A 15,562-nucleotide genomic window follows, 5' to 3' on the forward strand; every position below is an offset into this window, starting at 1 on the left:
CGAGCTTGTAACCCAGTTTTTTGGTTTTAGTCGTGTTTTGTTACCCATATCAGTGTTTTACCTTCATACCTATTCCGATTTGAGATAAATATCTGACAATCTTATTAATAGCAGTCTAATCTTCTGGCTTCAATTATCAATAAATGCCAATAATTGGTAGAAATCCTGCCTTTTTAGAGGGCTATCTTGTTGTTTTGACGGTTAATTTGTACTCATTGAATAAAAAAGTTGGCGAAAATCATAAGCTTGGCATACACTTTCCAAGGTAAAGCCGATATGTTGTTGATTGGCTTGGTGAAATGTTTAGGTGCTGCCTTGCGGCGGCAATGTTTAACACAGCTTTGAGGAAAGTTTTATGGCGCTCACAAAGGCCGATTTGGCTGAGAACCTGTTTGAAAAGCTCGGATACAGTAAACGGGATGCCAAGGAAACGGTTGAGGCGTTTTTCGAAGAGATTCGTAAGGCACTGGAAAGTGGCGAACAGGTAAAACTGTCTGGATTCGGTAATTTTGATCTTCGTGATAAGAATGAACGTCCAGGTCGAAACCCGAAGACAGGTGAAGACATTCCAATCAGTGCACGTCGCGTAGTGACCTTCCGCCCAGGGCAAAAATTAAAAGCCCGCGTTGAAAACATTAAGGTTGACTAATTCTTAGCTCGCTAAGAGGCACATCCTGTATCGGGGCTAGGAGCAATTCTAGTTTCCCCATTGAAAAATACCCTAGCCAAGGCTAGGGTATTTTTGTATTAAGCGTTTGTAAGTAAACGTTAGTCTCGTTTCCACAAAGCGTGACAGAACTTATGTTCAGGATCGCGGCTGATTAACAGGCGAGCGAACACATCGTCCAATACATCGTCTTCTTCATTGACTAAACCAACACGAACTTCCGCGTAAACTTCTTTGTCTACGTCAAAGCCTACGTGCTCAACCCAGTCATCACCAGTTTCCACTAACTCGGCTGCGCCGCGCTCGTCGAACTGTGCTGTGAACAAAATAACGTCAGCAGGTTCTAGGTTATCAGGTGCCATCTCTAAAAAGATGTCGTAGGCCGTATCAATGGCGTCATCGTATGAGATTAGATCAGCCATGATTACGCGCGGCTCATGTATTTACGTTCAGTCGTGTTAATCACGATGCGGTCACCTGTCGCAATGTATTCAGGTACTTGAACAGTAAGACCGGTAGCAAAACGTGCAGGCTTTGTACGAGCAGAAGCAGAAGCGCCTTTGATTGAAGGATCTGTCTCTTCAATAACGAGCTCAACAGCAGCAGGAAGCTCTAGGCCAACAGCATTACCATTGACTAGGATGACATGCAGGCCTTGAATTTCTTCAGTGACGAACAGTAGTTCGTCTTCAATTTCGTCTTTCTTGAATGTGTATTGAGTGTAGTCTTCATTGTCCATGAAGATGTACTCATCACCGTCAACGTATGAGAAAGCTGAAGCACGTTTGAACATGTCTACCGTCTCAACAACGTCATCAGATTTGTAGCGTTCATCAACGCGAGCACCTGTGTTTAGGTCAGTACAACGCAGTTTGTAAATCTTTGCGCCACCACGACCACCAGGAGTGGTTACTTCGATGTCTTTGATTAATAGTGTTTTACCGTTAGATTCGATAGCAAAACCTTTTTTAAGCTCACTTGCCTTTGGCATGAACAATTTCCTTCGTGTGTTAGGTATTGTGGCGATTATATACCGACTCACTGGCTGAAGGAATATCTTGATTCATCCTGCTCAGTGAGCGAACATTAACGCATTCAGTTCGATTATTTTGTGTTATCAATCAAATGCATCTTTCAACGATCAATCCTAAACAAGCCTTTCAGCCAAACTATCAAGCTGCGATTGATGATCTGGTTAGCTTTCTTAGAAATGGGCTAGGAGAGAATCTGCATAGTATTTATCTATATGGCAGTGTGGCTCGTAAGACTGCAAAACCCGGCTCATCAAATTTAGATGTGATTGTGGTCACCCAATCATCGTTTAGTGATTTACGAACAACACTGTTTAACTCGATCAAATGGCGCTTTCAAAAATCTCACCCACACATCACGGAAATCTCTTTTAAAACGGCTTTGGCATCTGAAGTCGCAAGTCTCGACAGTATTTTCTCGTGGGGCTTTCAGCTGCGCCACTGCTCGGTGTGTATTTTTGGCGAAGACTTGTCGGAGTGTTTTGGCGATTATGAACCAAGTTGGGAGATTGCAAAACACTGGAACATGGATGTCGAAGATTGGGTTGCGGTTTATCGCAATCGAATTGCTCGTTGCGACAAGCCAGAAGACCAAGTGAAAGCACAAAGAATCATCGCGAAAAAGCTGCTGAGAGCCAGTTACTCGCTGATCATGCACAAAGATAAGCAATGGTTTGATGACCCTCTGGAGTGCGGTCAAGCATTTCTTCGCTACCATCCTGAAAAACAGGTAGAGATTGAGCGGCTCGGTATTCTGTTGTCTGGCAGAGTAATCCCCAAGCGTTCTGTGGTCGGTATCCTTGATGGATATGGCGACTGGATTTCAAAACAGTACAAAAAAACCGAATTCAAAATAGGCTAAAACAAGCCTAGCTGCGGCTCACTGAGTGTCGCAAAGTCTAGCCCAATAAACGGCAAGATGGCTTCTGCCACTGGCTTTAGTTGTTTATCAATGTAGTGCTGATAGTCGATGGCGCTTTTTTGGTACTCTTTCGGTTCGGGGCCCGAGGTAGTGATTACGTATTCAATTCTGCCTTTGTTTTGATACTGCAATGGGCGACCAAGTTGGCCGTTTATTTCATCTGCCATTCTGGCTGCACGTACCTGAGGTGGAATGTTTTTCTGATACTCATGCAGCTTTCTTCTTAGGCGCTTTTGATAAACAAGTTTGTCATCGAAATCTCCCGCTTTAGTCTGCTCGACAAAACCGCGGATATAATCACTGGGGTTCTCGCCATGAAATACCATTGAATAGAGCGTTTGCTGGAATTCTTGGGCTAATGGTGTCCAGTCTGTTCGAGCGCTCTCTAAGCCTTTAAAAATCAGTAGCTCATTCTCTCCTTCACCGATAAGTCCGGCATAACGTTTTTTTGAACCGGTTTCCTGTCCACGAATTGTTGGCATTAAGAACTTTTTGTAGTGCGTCTCGTACTCTAACTCCAATATCGAGTTGAGGTTGTACTCCTCACGTAAGTGGTTCGTCCACCACTCATTAATGTAGTCGACAAGCTGGTGACCAATTTCATCAGCTTGTGACTGAGAGAACTGCCCATTAAGTGACACAAACGTGGAGTCAGTATCACCGTAGATGACTTGATAGCCTTTCTCTTCGATCAACACCTTAGTTTGCTTCATGATCTCGTGACCGCGTATAGTGATACTGGAGGCTAATCGAGTATCGAAGAAGCGACACCCTGACGAACCAAGCACGCCATAGAAAGAGTTCATTATGATCTTTATCGCTTGAGAGAAGGCTTTCTCGTTGTTCTTTTTCGCTACATCGCGCGCTGCCCAGAGGTTTTCGATCATTTCTGGTAGGAAATGACGAGTGCGGTGAAATTGTCCGCCTCTGAATCCTGGAACCGCTTGCTCTTGTTCAAGACCAATGTCTTGCTGTAATCCCTCAATTAACCCCATCGGGTCGATAAGAAAACTGCGAATAATAGAAGGATATAGGCTCTTAAAATCGAGGACTAAAACTGAATCATAAAGGTTTGGAATCGAATCCATTACATACCCGCCAGGACTCGCCAACCAATTCTCTGGATGCAAGTTTGGCGCGACGTAGCCAGCGCGATGAATCTGGGGTAAGTAGAGATTGGTAAACGCAGCAACTGAGCCGCCAACACGGTCCAGTTCAACCCCTGTGAGTTTAGAGCGCTCAATGGCGAACTCTAGCAAGTGAGTGTGGGCGAAAATCTTGTTAACCAAGACACAATCTTGCAGGTTGTATTTAGCAAGAGAGGGCTTGTCATGGCGATACATCTGATTGATCTCGTCCATGCGGTCATGCACATTGTGTATCTGCTTACCTTCACCCAGTAACTCTTGTGATACGGCTTCTAAAGACCAGCTTCGAAAGTGGTAGGTCGCTGTTTTCAGGGTATCAATCCCGTCCATTACGACTCGACCGGGAATCGATATAAACGCTTGTTGATTGGTGTTTGATGTGCGGAAAAAACTCGACTGTTTACCTCGACCAAGCATAAGCTTGACCTGATTCCTCTCGGCACGTTTGTGCAGTAACCTGAAATCAAAGTCGATGACGTTCCAACCAACGATAACATCGGGGTCGAACTGGCTAAACCAATCAACCAGCGCGAGCAGCAACTCTTTCTCGTTGCTTACCCACTGTATGTCAGTATCAGCTGGCTGTGGATCGCCAATCATAATCACTCGGCTGTCCATTGGACTATCTAGCCCAATAGAGTAGAGCACGCCTTTTTCGGAACACTCAATGTCTAATGACACCACTTTGAGTTCGGGGGTGTAATCGCCTTGGCGACACTTCACCTGCTTGTACCGTATGTGCGATGCATTGCTCTGCACTGCACCGGTAAACTCCAGGCTGCCTTTTATAAAGCGCTCCATTAGATAGCGGTCAGCAAGGCGAATGTCGTCCTCTAACACAACAATGTCATGTTGTTTGAGATGCTCGCTGAGTACTTGAGCTTGTTTGATAGAATGACAGTAACATGCGGCTACGGGTCGTAAGGCAAAGTCTTTCAGTGGTAAGGTTTTCCACTCGATCTGCAAGTTTTGGCTCTGCGCTTTGGCACTTTCCAGCTGGTCTTGAAAGACAAAGAAGACAGGTTTTTCGCCTTCAATCAACAGCTGGGTAGGCCCTTGTGGTGTTGATAACCAAAGATCTATCTGAGTAGTGCCTTTAATATCACGGGCTTGCCGAGTAAGTACGAATCCGTTTTGAATAGCCATGTAGAATTTATCAAAGAGATGACGCGGTAAACTTCCGCATACGTAGGGTACCACAAGCCCGTAAAGTTAAATAGCAAGGGTCTTAAATACCACTTTTGGAGAGGTTGATGTGGTAGAAAAATAACCACAAACAGAAGCTAAGCGATTGATTATTAGATTAATAACAATTTAACTAGCAGTTATGAAAATAAGTACTTGCTAAACTTTGCGTTTCAGCACATATTCAGAGTAAGCGAAATTAGTATTATGAGTTAAACTAGGCAGCTGTACTGTATTCCACAATGCGTGGAAGCAGAGCCAAGTTAAATAGTGTGGAGATACAAGTTTGATAAATGTTTTCCTTGTAGATGATCACGAGCTGGTTCGCACAGGGATACGACGTATTATTGAAGACGTCCGTGGAATGAACGTAGCAGGGGAAGCTGAAAGCGGTGAAGAAGCAGTAAAATGGTGTCGTAGCAACCATGCTGACGTCATTTTAATGGATATGAATATGCCAGGTATTGGTGGCCTAGAGGCAACCAAGAAGATCTTGCGTTTTAATCCTGATGTCAAAATCATCGTTTTAACTGTTCATACGGAAAATCCGTTTCCAACTAAAGTGATGCAGGCAGGTGCCGCTGGCTACCTGACTAAAGGTGCGGGACCAGATGAAATGGTCAACGCGATTCGTATGGTGAATAGTGGTCAACGCTACATCTCACCAGAAATTGCTCAACAGATGGCGCTTAGCCAATTTTCTCCGGCTTCGGAAAACCCATTTGCCGATCTGTCTGAGCGTGAGCTGCAAATCATGATGATGATTACCAAAGGGGAGAAGGTGACTGATATTTCAGAGCAGTTAAACCTCAGCCCTAAAACGGTAAACAGCTACCGCTATCGTTTGTTTAATAAACTCGACATTAGCGGTGATGTTGAATTGACTCACCTAGCGATTCGACATGGAATGATCGACACCGAGACATTATAAGGCGCCATTACCATCAATGTTTTTCAGATCCAATACATGGTAATGGTATGACCCAATTTGACTCGGCCTCTTTCCTTAAAACAGTAACCAATCAGCCCGGCGTTTATCGCATGTATAACGCCGATGCTGTGGTTATCTATGTTGGTAAAGCCAAAGACCTCAAAAAACGCCTTTCAAGCTATTTCAGAATTAAAGTAGATAGCGAGAAAACGCGTGCTCTCGTTAGTAATATTGCCAAAATTGATGTCACGGTAACTCACACCGAGACAGAAGCTCTGATCCTTGAGCACAATTACATCAAACAGTACCTGCCCAAATACAACGTATTGTTGCGCGATGATAAGTCCTATCCGTACATCTTTGTCAGCGGACATAAGCATCCAAGGCTTTCGATGCATCGCGGTGCAAAAAAGCGTAAAGGGGAGTACTTTGGCCCTTACCCCGACTCAGGTGCGGTTCGAGAAACGCTTCATCTGATCCAAAAGATATTTCCGGTTCGCCAATGTGAGGACACGGTGTATAGCAACCGAACTCGCCCTTGTTTGATGTATCAAATTGGTCGTTGCGCTGCGCCTTGCGTCAGTAGTGTCATTTCCGATGATGACTATAGCGAGCTGGTTGATTTAGTACGTTTGTTTCTACAAGGTAAAGACCAACAAGTTCTGAGTTCTTTGGTCGAAAAAATGGAGCAGGCGAGCCAATCTTTACGTTTTGAAGAAGCAGCCAAGTTCCGCGATCAAATTCAAGCAATACGCCGTGTGCAAGAGCAGCAATTTGTATCCGAAGACTCTATGGACGATATGGATGTGCTCGGCTTTGCCCAAGAAAATGGTATTGCCTGTATTCATATCTTGATGATTCGCCAAGGTAAGGTGTTGGGCAGCCGTAGCCATTTTCCCAAGATTCCAAATAGTACGACTCAGCAAGAAGTGTTTTATAGCTTCCTCAGTCAATACTACTTAAGTCACAATGAAGCGAGAACCATTCCAACCCGTATCATACTCAACACAGATTTGATGGATGATTCTGACTCGTTGGCTGAAGCGCTCTCAGGTATTGCGGGACGTAAGGTCCATTTTCATGTAAATCCGACGGGTACACGTGGTAGATACCTGAAACTCTCTAATACCAACGCGTTAACGGCCATTACGACCAAGATCAATCATAAGATGACGATTTCTCAGCGTTTCAAAGAGCTGCGAGAGCTACTTGGAATGGAGAGCATAACGCGTATGGAGTGTTTTGATATTTCTCATACTATGGGTGAGAGCACGATTGCTTCCTGCGTTGTGTTTAATCATGAAGGGCCAGTTAAGCAAGAGTATCGTCGTTACAATATCTCTGGAATTACTGGTGGTGATGACTATGCGGCGATGGGGCAGGCACTAGAGCGCCGTTACTCGAAACAACTCGAAGTAGAAAAGATTCCAGACATCGTATTTATCGATGGTGGTAAAGGGCAACTCAATCGAGCCCATGAGATTATTTCTCAGTATTGGGGAGACTGGCCAAAGCGCCCGCATTTGATCGGTATCGCAAAAGGTGTAACTCGTAAACCAGGACTGGAAACTTTGATTACGGTGGAAGGGGATGAGTTTAATCTTCCTAGTGACGCACCTGCTCTGCATCTTATGCAGCATATCCGAGATGAAAGTCATAACCATGCGATTGCTGGTCATAGGGCAAAACGTGGAAAAACGCGTAGAACCAGTGCTTTAGAAGGCATTGAGGGCGTTGGGCCAAAACGTCGCCAAGCGCTACTCAAATACATGGGTGGGTTACAAGAACTTAAACGTGCCAGTGTTGAAGAAATCGCCAAAGTACCAGGTATTAGTGTTTCTTTGGCAGAAAACATTTATCAAGCATTGAAACAATAGAAAAAATCCCGCACCATAAGGCGCTGTTTGAAGTACCAAATAGAGCCATACGCAAACAAAAAGAGCCTTAACTAAATATGCGTTTAAATATCCCGAACATATTGTCTTTGTTGCGACTTTTCTTGATACCAGTATTTGTCGTTGTTTTTTATCTTCCTTATAGCTGGTCTCCTTTTGCCGCCGCAATGGTGTTTTGGGTTGCTGGATTTACAGATTGGCTAGATGGCATGCTGGCTCGAAAATTGGGTCAAACCTCCCGTTTTGGCGCATTTATTGATCCTGTCGCAGATAAAGTTCTTGTTGCGACCGCGCTGATTTTGATCACCGAACATTACCACAGCATTTGGATCACGATTCCGGCAGTGACGATGATCGCTCGTGAAATCATCATCTCAGCACTACGTGAATGGATGGCTGAAATCGGAAAACGAGCCAGTGTGGCGGTATCTTGGGTGGGTAAAGTTAAGACTCTGAGCCAGATGTTCGCTTTATGGGTGCTTATCTGGCGCTACGATGATTGGATGATTTGGTTAGGTTATGCAGCATTGTACATTGCGACCTTCCTTACTTACTGGTCGATGGCGCAGTATCTCATGGCAGCAAAAGATGATTTGCTGAGTGAAGAACACCACTGATTTTGAAAGCGGGCAATAGCCCGCTTTTTTGTATCTCACATTTTCACAAACTCAATTAACTCAGTGGATTTGCTCAATTATTTGCTAACAAACTCGTTAATTTGAGTCGTTTTGCACGTTTAATAGACAAACGATTCGAAAATTCAAAATTAGTGTTGACTCGTTAGTTCGAATGCGTAGAATGCATCCCGTACCCAAGAGGAATTGAGTGAATAACTCTTCAACTTGGTGTGACAGAGGCGCGTTGGCAGAGTGGCTATGCAGCGGATTGCAAATCCGTGGACCTCGGTTCGACTCCGGGACGCGCCTCCATTTGCGACACTAGCTCAGTTGGTAGAGCGCAACCTTGCCAAGGTTGAGGTCACGAGTTCGAACCTCGTGTGTCGCTCCAAATTATTTTTGATAACGATTCCCTCAAGGGTCGCTATCACGGATGGTGTCTCCATCACAAATTTAGATTTGTGTGCCCTGGTGGTGGAATTGGTAGACACAAGGGATTTAAAATCCCTCGGCGTTCGCGCTGTGCCGGTTCAAGTCCGGCCCGGGGCACCATCTAATCTAACGCATTACGCGACACTAGCTCAGTTGGTAGAGCGCAACCTTGCCAAGGTTGAGGTCACGAGTTCGAACCTCGTGTGTCGCTCCAAGTTTAAAACCCTAGCAGAAATGCTAGGGTTTTTTGCGTTATACACTTTGCCTATCTTAACTCTGCAACAACTCTCAAGTCCTGATTGATTTTTGAACATTCATTGTGTGAATTTATTAATAAATCGAATAAAATAAACGTTCGTTTATATGAAGCCGCTCCAAGAGTTGTAGGATGAGTCCGAATGGATAGATCAAAATGGTTAGTTTGCAATACTTCCTATCTAGGCGTGTCGTTTAGTTCTGCATCACAACCTCCATACACTTTGCCTCAGAAAGATATCTTTAACCTGTTTTGCACAAATGGGTCATTGAACAGTGTTAATAGCGAGCACTAACCTTGACTAAGATGATACCTAAGCTTGTCGCGAAATTTTCGATTAATCAGATGTTGGTGATATCGCATCTGTTGTTGGTCGTTATTTTAGTCGCTGGCTTTAGCTATACGCGTTACCAAAGCGAATGGTACCGTCACATCGATTATTCTGCGTCGATCGCTAAGCTCACCTTAGCGCCACATATTCCTTTGATGTCGAGCTCCGTAGCCGGGATCAACTACGCTAACCTCACTATGCCAAGCACTAAACAGATGCTGGCATCGATTGATGATTTGGAGTTTTTGGAGATAGCAGGACGCTCTGACTACTCAGATCAAAAAGTCCAAATACGGTTTTTTAAACGTTTTGATTATCTCTGGCGTGCAGATGTAAAACAGGAAGAGATTACTGAGCATGAGATAAAGCTCAATTCATTAAAAGCTCAAATTGAAGCGACGGGTACTGACAACGTTATTAAACACAAAAAGCTGTTGTTTATTGAAAACAGAATTAAACGTGAGCATGAAGCTTTAGTCGAAAGCCTTTACGTCAATGATAATGTCTTCATACCCTGGAGTAAGCCAGAAACAACCATAGACTCCTACTACCTTGACGAGGAGTTGTGCACCCTTAATGTCGTTTTACCTTTGATCAATAAAAACGGTGGTGAGGTATGGGCAGTTTTTGATGCGAGCGATCTGACGCAACTACAGCGCTCATTAATTGAAGAGATTATTGCCGAGGCTATCGTCGCGCTCGCCATTTCTTTGATTTTAATCGGTTGGGTTTCTCATTGGATAGTTTCCCCCCTTAAGTCTCTTGCTGAGCATATGCGCTCAGGAGAATCAAATAGCGATCTTAAAGATTTTACCGAACTGAATCGAAGTGATGAGATTGGTCAGTTGGCACGAGCTTATCAAGGTTTGCTGATTAAGCTCGATAACCAACTAAATATCTTGCGCACTAAATCGGATACTGACCCACTGACAGGACTTGGCTCGCGACATAAGTATTCTCGTACCGCGACGCCGTTTTTAAAACGTCATCTTGCTAAAGGCAACTATGTTGGTTTGATCGTGTGTGATGTAGATAATTTTAAAGCCTTTAACGATATCTATGGACACACGGAAGGCGACAACGCGTTATCTCAGGTTGGGAAAAAGATCAAACAGCTGGCGCGAGACTCAGATTTAGCTTTTCGTTATGGTGGAGAAGAATTTGTTATTTTCTGTGCTAGGCCAGAAGCGGAGCAACTTGCCAACTTTACTGAACGTTTAAGGCGCGAGATTGAAGGCATGGCCATCACCCATAAAGGAAACCAACCTTATGCTATTGTCACCATCTCCGTCGGGGGAGCGATAGCCGAAAGGCAGAATCTGTATGAAGGTTTCAACACCCATCAAGAGTTGCAAGAAGCGATGTTTAACGTCGCAGACAAAGCCTTGTATGAGTGTAAACAGAGTGGTCGCAACAAAGTGATTTGGTCGAGTAAGCTCGACAAATAAAATGAGCACGATATCGTGCTCATTTTGGTTAACTCTCTTTGACCAAACGGTAAATTTTACCGCTATCGGTACTGAAAATAAGTTCACCATTGGGAAGCGCTTCAATGTCTCTAATTCGCTCTCCAAGTTCTTCTAAAATTCTTGTTTCACCAATGATTTCGCCATCTTTGACAGTCAAGATGTTAATATGCGTTAGCTTAAGTGCGCCGGCTAAAAGCTTTCCTGATAACTCTGGGTACTTGTCACCTCGGTAAAGAATCAGCGAGCTAGGGGCAATAGAGGGAATGTATACTTTCTTTGGAGAGCTGATCCCTTCTTTTTCAGTTGATTCTCCGACCGCGATTGGCCCCCAATATTCTTTACCGTGCGATGTCACAGGCCAACCATAGTTTGCCCCTTTCTCTATTAAGTTCACTTCGTCACCACCCCGTGGGCCATGTTCTATAGACCATAGACTTTTCTGCTTACTATCAAAAAACAGACCTTGCGGGTTTCTATGCCCATAGCTCCAAATCTCATCAAGCTTGCCTTCTTCAGCGATAAAAGGATTATCTTGAGCGGCGTCGCCGTTAAGTTGCAACTTGAGAATACTTCCCGCGTGTGTCGTCAAATCTTGACCATTGTCTCTCTCTCCTCGGTCTCCGACACTCATGTATAAGTGGTCAGCATCAAAAGCGATTCGGCTGCCAAAATGCCGTCCTCCATCAGAGCCGGATCGTGTCACTAGCATCTCTTGCCACGTTGAAAGCTGACCGTTTTGGTAAACGGCTTTGGCTAGTGTGGTTTCTATCGCTTTACCAATAGATTTTGAATAGGTGACATAGATTTGTGTTGAGTCTTTAGGGGATACGGCTACGTCGAGAAGTCCTCCCTGACCAGAAACTCGTACGTCCGGTACTTTACCAATGTCTTGGTAGTGATTGTTTGTCAGATCTAGCACACCAATCGTTCCATTTTTTTCACTGACAATAACTTTGTTGTCGCCTAAATAGCTGATTCCCCAAGGCACATTAAGGCCTACCACCAGAGGTTCTGCATACCAAGTATTGGCAACTGCGCTTGAGATAGAGAGTAAACCGATAGCGAGACAAGTAAGGGGCTTTTTCATACAAAATCCATTTTGAAATTAGCTTACCAAGCAATAGTAGCATTTGAATCCATACATTACTGTCATAAATGTTTTATCAAATAACTGCTTGATATGATCAATAAATGCGCTATTATGACGACGTGTCAAAAATGACGAATCGTCATTAATGGTGTTTATAACGTATGTGGTATTCGTGTTACAATAGTAAGGTTAGGGAGTAAACGACTGAGACGGATTAGATAATCATGTTTGGTTTTGGCTGTAGTAAAAATGACAAAAAAGAAGGCTCTAGCTGTTCGTTTGGTTTGACCAAAAAGCAGCAGGCGATTGCAGATAGAGAAGTAGAACTCACTCTATTAGCGAAGTCGCTTGTCCAAGAGCAAGGGTGGAGTAACTTGACGATGGACAAGTTAACTTCAGCGAGTGCGTATTCTAAAGGCACGATTTACAATCATTTTTGCAGTAAAGAAGATGTGATTATGGCGCTGTGCATACATTCACTGAAAAGTGAGGCTGTTTTGTTTGCGCGTGCTGGTGAATTTGAAGGCAACACCCGTGAAAAGGTGATTGCGCTCCACGTTGGTTATCGTATTTACGCTCGTATGGAGCCAGTATTGTCAACGTGTGCGATTATGGCAAAGAGCCCTTGGGTACTTGAGAAAGCCTCCCCAGAAAGGGTAAAAGAGCTAAATACTCTCGAAGAACAAGTGATTGAACATGCTGATCAACTTGTACTTAATGGAGTAGAGCAGGGAGACTTGAAGTTCTCTCCTGGTATTGGTTCTGATGCTATCGTATTTGCCAACTGGTCAATTGCTTTTGGTTCAAACGCATTGACACAGAATGCTTCAAATAGCCATTGTATCAATCGTTTGCAAGACCCCTATACCGTACTCAATAACGCCAACATGTTATTGGATGGCTTGGCTTGGAAGCCTTTATCGACAGAGTGGGATTATCGAAAAACTTGGCGCAGAGTAGAGCAAGAGTTGTTCGCCCAAGAGATAGATTATTTAGAGTCTGTAGGTCGATAGGCTAAAAGTATTTCATCATAAAAGCCCGTAAGGGCTTTTAAAATCACCATTTTTGACGAATCGTCACATAAAGCACTAATACTCAGAATCTAATTAACAGGTTCAGGGGTTGTTACTTAAGTACCAGCATTTGCTGGTTTTTAATTAACCGCTTTTGACGAAGCGTCACAAATGGAGAGTGTGATGACTGCTCAACTAAATAATTCAAAACAGCCTTCTACTTGGCTGACCATGCCGACTCGCTTTAGCTGGTGGGTGTTACTTATAACGCTGGCTATAGTCACTGTTTCAACAATTGGAGGAAAAAATCTCTATTTTAGAGGTGATTATAATATCTTTTTCGATGGGCAAAATGCTCAATTAAGGGCGTTTGATGAGATTCAAACGACATTTGCAAAGTCAGACAATCTTGCCATCGTAATTGCACCTGCGAGTGGTAATGTGTTTGAACCAGAGACATTAACTTTAGTTCAACAACTTACTCAAGATGCATGGCAAGTCCCGTACTCAAGCCGAGTCGATTCTATCGCAAACTATCAACACACCGAAGCATATGAAGATGATCTGATCGTCGAAGATCTGCTACTTGAAGATTACCCTTTAACGCCAGAGCGGATCGAAAAGGTTAAACGTATTGCACTGTCAGAGCCGGTGATCAAAGACTCTCTGATTTCGCAAAAAGGCGATGTAACAGTGGTTAACGTCACTGTCCAAATGCCTGAAATTGACGAAACGGCGGAAGTGATTGAAATCGTGACTCACATCGATCAGATGCTAGCCAAATATCAATCTCAATATCCGCAAGTAGAATTTCATAAAGCCGGTATCATTGCTATGAACCACGCCTTTATGACCTCTGCCCAAGAAGACAGTTCAACGCTAGTGCCTACTATGCTACTGGTCATTCTTGTATTTCTAACCTTGATGCTACGCTCGTTCTTAAGTGTGGTGGCGACACTAGTCATCATCATAGGCTCTGTCGCTGCGACTATGGGGCTCTCTGGCTGGGCCGGAATGTTCTTAAGTACCGCAACCGTGAACATACCCACCTTAGTGATGACGCTTGCAGTTGCTGACTGCGTGCATGTTATAGCGACCATGAGGCAAAACCTTAAGAAAGGTTACAGCAAGTCTTACGCGATAGACCAAAGCGTTGCCATCAACTTTATGCCAATCGTGATTACCTCTGTCACGACGGCTATTGGTTTCTTGATGATGAACATGTCTGACTCACCAGTATTGCGAGATTTCGGCAACTTGGCCGCGCTTGGGGTGATGATTGCCTGCTTCTTATCGTTATCTATGCTGCCAGCTATGCTGAAACTGCTGCCTATTAAAGTCAAAGCTGTCGATGAGAAAACAGCAGTATCGCAAGACTTCATGGACATGCTAGGTGACAAGGTTGTTCGATATCGTAAGGCGCTATTGCCGATTTCAGCGTTAGTGATTGCTGTTTCTGCAAGTTTACTACCGCTGAATAAAGTGAATGATGAGTCTGTTAAATACTTCGATTCACGCAGTGACTTCCGCCAAGCGGCTGACTTTATGGAACAGCGCATCAGTGGAATGACAAACATCAGTATTGCGGTCAAAACCGGTGAATCACAAGGTATTGCCGATCCTACATTCCTAAAAACAATGGGAGACTTCACCAATTGGCTGCGCTTGCAACCAGAGACTGACCATGTCGCTACCTTGTCAGACGTTTATAAGCGCCTTAATAAGAACATGCATGCCGATGACGACAGCTACTATAAGTTGCCACTGGATAGAGAGTTGGCCGCTCAGTACCTGCTGCTTTATGAGATGTCATTACCCTACGGTTTAGACCTCAACAACCAGATTAATGTCGACAAGTCGTCTATCAAGTTGGTTGTGACCGTAGACAACTTAGGCAGTGTAGAGCTTGTGGAGTTGGAAGAACGCATCTACAACTGGTTTGCTACATATGCTCCTCAGTACCAGGTTGTTGCGTCTAGCCCGTCGCTTATGTTCGCCCATATCGGTGAAACGAATATGGCTAGCATGCTGTCGACACTACCCATTACTTTGATCTTGATCTCCGCGCTTATGGTATTTGCTCTACGTTCCACCCGTTTGGGTCTGATCAGTATTGTGCCTAACATGGCGCCAGCCATCATTGGTTTTGGGTTATGGGCGCTTATATCAGGTGAAATTAACCTAGGATTATCGGTTGTAGTGACCTTGACCCTAGGAATCGTTGTCGATGATTCGGTTCACTTCCTATCGAAATATCAACGTGCACGCAAACAAGGTCAATCTGCCGAACAAGCGGTGCGATATGCCTTCCACACTGTCGGTCGCGCATTATGGATCACCACTGTTGTGTTAGTCGCTGGTTTCTCAGTTTTGGCTATGTCGAGTTTTAGACTTAACGCCGACATGGGTCAGCTCAGCGCCATGGTGATCTTTATTGCCCTTGTGGTCGACTTTGTTTTCTTACCGGCGTTGCTGATGCGTTTTGATACCGCTAGCTACGTTGAAGAAACAGAAAATAAGCCAGAACAAACTCGTTCCACCCCAATCACCCAAACCCAAAGCTAAAAGGATTTCA

At 44.2% G+C, this 15,562-nt stretch carries 12 protein-coding genes and 4 tRNA genes; 12 read left to right on the forward strand and 4 right to left on the reverse strand.

Going from position 1 to position 15,562, the window contains the following annotated elements:
- Positions 1–355: 355 nt before the first annotated feature.
- Entirely contained in the window at positions 356–649 is a 294-nt protein-coding gene (gene ihfA / locus IX91_RS06120; protein ID WP_004746689.1) for an integration host factor subunit alpha, read from the forward strand.
- Positions 650–768: 119 nt separating this feature from the next.
- On the opposite strand, the gene IX91_RS06125 is transcribed toward ihfA, so the two are convergent.
- On the reverse strand, positions 769–1,089 hold the full coding sequence (locus IX91_RS06125; RefSeq protein ID WP_004746687.1) for an HI1450 family dsDNA-mimic protein: 321 nt from the start codon (positions 1,087–1,089) through the stop codon (positions 769–771).
- 2 nt (positions 1,090–1,091) lie between these two features.
- Positions 1,092–1,658 carry an elongation factor P-like protein YeiP gene (gene yeiP / locus IX91_RS06130; protein WP_004746686.1) on the reverse strand — a complete coding sequence of 189 codons (567 nt, stop codon included), beginning with the start codon at positions 1,656–1,658 and terminating at the stop codon, positions 1,092–1,094.
- A 134-nt stretch (positions 1,659–1,792) separates the two neighbouring features.
- Here yeiP and IX91_RS06135 point away from each other — a divergent pair, with 134 nt between their 5' ends.
- Complete coding sequence (locus tag IX91_RS06135) at positions 1,793–2,560, forward strand: nucleotidyltransferase domain-containing protein (RefSeq protein WP_004746685.1); 768 nt, start codon at positions 1,793–1,795, stop codon at positions 2,558–2,560.
- On the opposite strand, the gene IX91_RS06140 is transcribed toward IX91_RS06135, so the two are convergent.
- Positions 2,557–4,914, reverse strand: coding sequence for a DNA polymerase II (locus IX91_RS06140; protein WP_004746684.1), 2,358 nt, complete (start codon positions 4,912–4,914; stop codon positions 2,557–2,559). The two genes, IX91_RS06135 and IX91_RS06140, sit on opposite strands and share 4 nt — an antisense overlap.
- Positions 4,915–5,239: 325 nt before the next feature.
- On the opposite strand from IX91_RS06140, the gene uvrY reads away from it, so the two are divergent.
- The 8 genes from uvrY (at position 5,240) to IX91_RS06180 (ending at position 10,863) form a co-directional block, all read left to right on the forward strand.
- Positions 5,240–5,884: a UvrY/SirA/GacA family response regulator transcription factor gene (gene uvrY / locus IX91_RS06145; RefSeq protein ID WP_004746682.1), complete on the forward strand. Its 645-nt coding sequence runs from the start codon at positions 5,240–5,242 to the stop codon at positions 5,882–5,884.
- Between the two features lie 47 nt (positions 5,885–5,931).
- Positions 5,932–7,761, forward strand: a complete 1,830-nt coding sequence (gene uvrC / locus IX91_RS06150; protein ID WP_038197226.1) for an excinuclease ABC subunit UvrC — start codon at positions 5,932–5,934, stop codon at positions 7,759–7,761.
- A 77-nt stretch (positions 7,762–7,838) separates the two neighbouring features.
- Positions 7,839–8,396: a CDP-diacylglycerol--glycerol-3-phosphate 3-phosphatidyltransferase gene (gene pgsA / locus IX91_RS06155; protein WP_004746679.1), complete on the forward strand. Its 558-nt coding sequence runs from the start codon at positions 7,839–7,841 to the stop codon at positions 8,394–8,396.
- A gap of 238 nt (positions 8,397–8,634) precedes the next feature.
- Positions 8,635–8,708: transfer RNA gene (locus tag IX91_RS06160), tRNA-Cys, on the forward strand.
- A 3-nt stretch (positions 8,709–8,711) separates the two neighbouring features.
- Positions 8,712–8,787 (forward strand) — tRNA-Gly (locus IX91_RS06165).
- A 74-nt stretch (positions 8,788–8,861) separates the two neighbouring features.
- Positions 8,862–8,948 (forward strand) — tRNA-Leu (locus IX91_RS06170).
- 18 nt (positions 8,949–8,966) lie between these two features.
- A tRNA-Gly gene (locus IX91_RS06175) sits at positions 8,967–9,042 on the forward strand.
- Between the two features lie 348 nt (positions 9,043–9,390).
- Positions 9,391–10,863: a diguanylate cyclase domain-containing protein gene (locus IX91_RS06180; RefSeq protein ID WP_004743072.1), complete on the forward strand. Its 1,473-nt coding sequence runs from the start codon at positions 9,391–9,393 to the stop codon at positions 10,861–10,863.
- A 28-nt stretch (positions 10,864–10,891) separates the two neighbouring features.
- On the opposite strand, the gene IX91_RS06185 is transcribed toward IX91_RS06180, so the two are convergent.
- Positions 10,892–11,971: a PQQ-dependent sugar dehydrogenase gene (locus tag IX91_RS06185; protein WP_004743073.1), complete on the reverse strand. Its 1,080-nt coding sequence runs from the start codon at positions 11,969–11,971 to the stop codon at positions 10,892–10,894.
- Positions 11,972–12,198: 227 nt separating this feature from the next.
- Here IX91_RS06185 and IX91_RS06190 point away from each other — a divergent pair, with 227 nt between their 5' ends.
- Positions 12,199–12,987, forward strand: coding sequence for a TetR/AcrR family transcriptional regulator (locus IX91_RS06190; RefSeq protein WP_004743074.1), 789 nt, complete (start codon positions 12,199–12,201; stop codon positions 12,985–12,987).
- Between the two features lie 183 nt (positions 12,988–13,170).
- On the forward strand, positions 13,171–15,552 hold the full coding sequence (locus IX91_RS06195) for an efflux RND transporter permease subunit (RefSeq protein ID WP_004743075.1): 2,382 nt from the start codon (positions 13,171–13,173) through the stop codon (positions 15,550–15,552).
- The last annotated feature ends 10 nt before the right edge of the window (positions 15,553–15,562 follow it).

The sequence above is a fragment of the Vibrio tubiashii ATCC 19109 genome (assembly GCF_000772105.1).
Classification (GTDB): domain Bacteria; phylum Pseudomonadota; class Gammaproteobacteria; order Enterobacterales; family Vibrionaceae; genus Vibrio; species Vibrio tubiashii.

What these genes read in the sequence shown, in the direction of transcription:
- IX91_RS06135 (WP_004746685.1), top strand. Translation starts at nt 1,793, where the DNA reads ATGCATCTTTCAACGATCAATCCTAAACAAGCCTTTCAGCCAAACTAT.
- IX91_RS06190 (WP_004743074.1), top strand. Translation starts at nt 12,199, where the DNA reads ATGTTTGGTTTTGGCTGTAGTAAAAATGACAAAAAAGAAGGCTCTAGC.
- yeiP (WP_004746686.1), bottom strand. Translation starts at nt 1,658, where the DNA reads ATGCCAAAGGCAAGTGAGCTTAAAAAAGGTTTTGCTATCGAATCTAAC.
- IX91_RS06185 (WP_004743073.1), bottom strand. Translation starts at nt 11,971, where the DNA reads ATGAAAAAGCCCCTTACTTGTCTCGCTATCGGTTTACTCTCTATCTCA.
- IX91_RS06140 (WP_004746684.1), bottom strand. Translation starts at nt 4,914, where the DNA reads ATGGCTATTCAAAACGGATTCGTACTTACTCGGCAAGCCCGTGATATT.
- uvrC (WP_038197226.1), top strand. Translation starts at nt 5,932, where the DNA reads ATGACCCAATTTGACTCGGCCTCTTTCCTTAAAACAGTAACCAATCAG.
- IX91_RS06125 (WP_004746687.1), bottom strand. Translation starts at nt 1,089, where the DNA reads ATGGCTGATCTAATCTCATACGATGACGCCATTGATACGGCCTACGAC.
- ihfA (WP_004746689.1), top strand. Translation starts at nt 356, where the DNA reads ATGGCGCTCACAAAGGCCGATTTGGCTGAGAACCTGTTTGAAAAGCTC.
- pgsA (WP_004746679.1), top strand. Translation starts at nt 7,839, where the DNA reads ATGCGTTTAAATATCCCGAACATATTGTCTTTGTTGCGACTTTTCTTG.
- IX91_RS06195 (WP_004743075.1), top strand. Translation starts at nt 13,171, where the DNA reads ATGACTGCTCAACTAAATAATTCAAAACAGCCTTCTACTTGGCTGACC.
- IX91_RS06180 (WP_004743072.1), top strand. Translation starts at nt 9,391, where the DNA reads ATGATACCTAAGCTTGTCGCGAAATTTTCGATTAATCAGATGTTGGTG.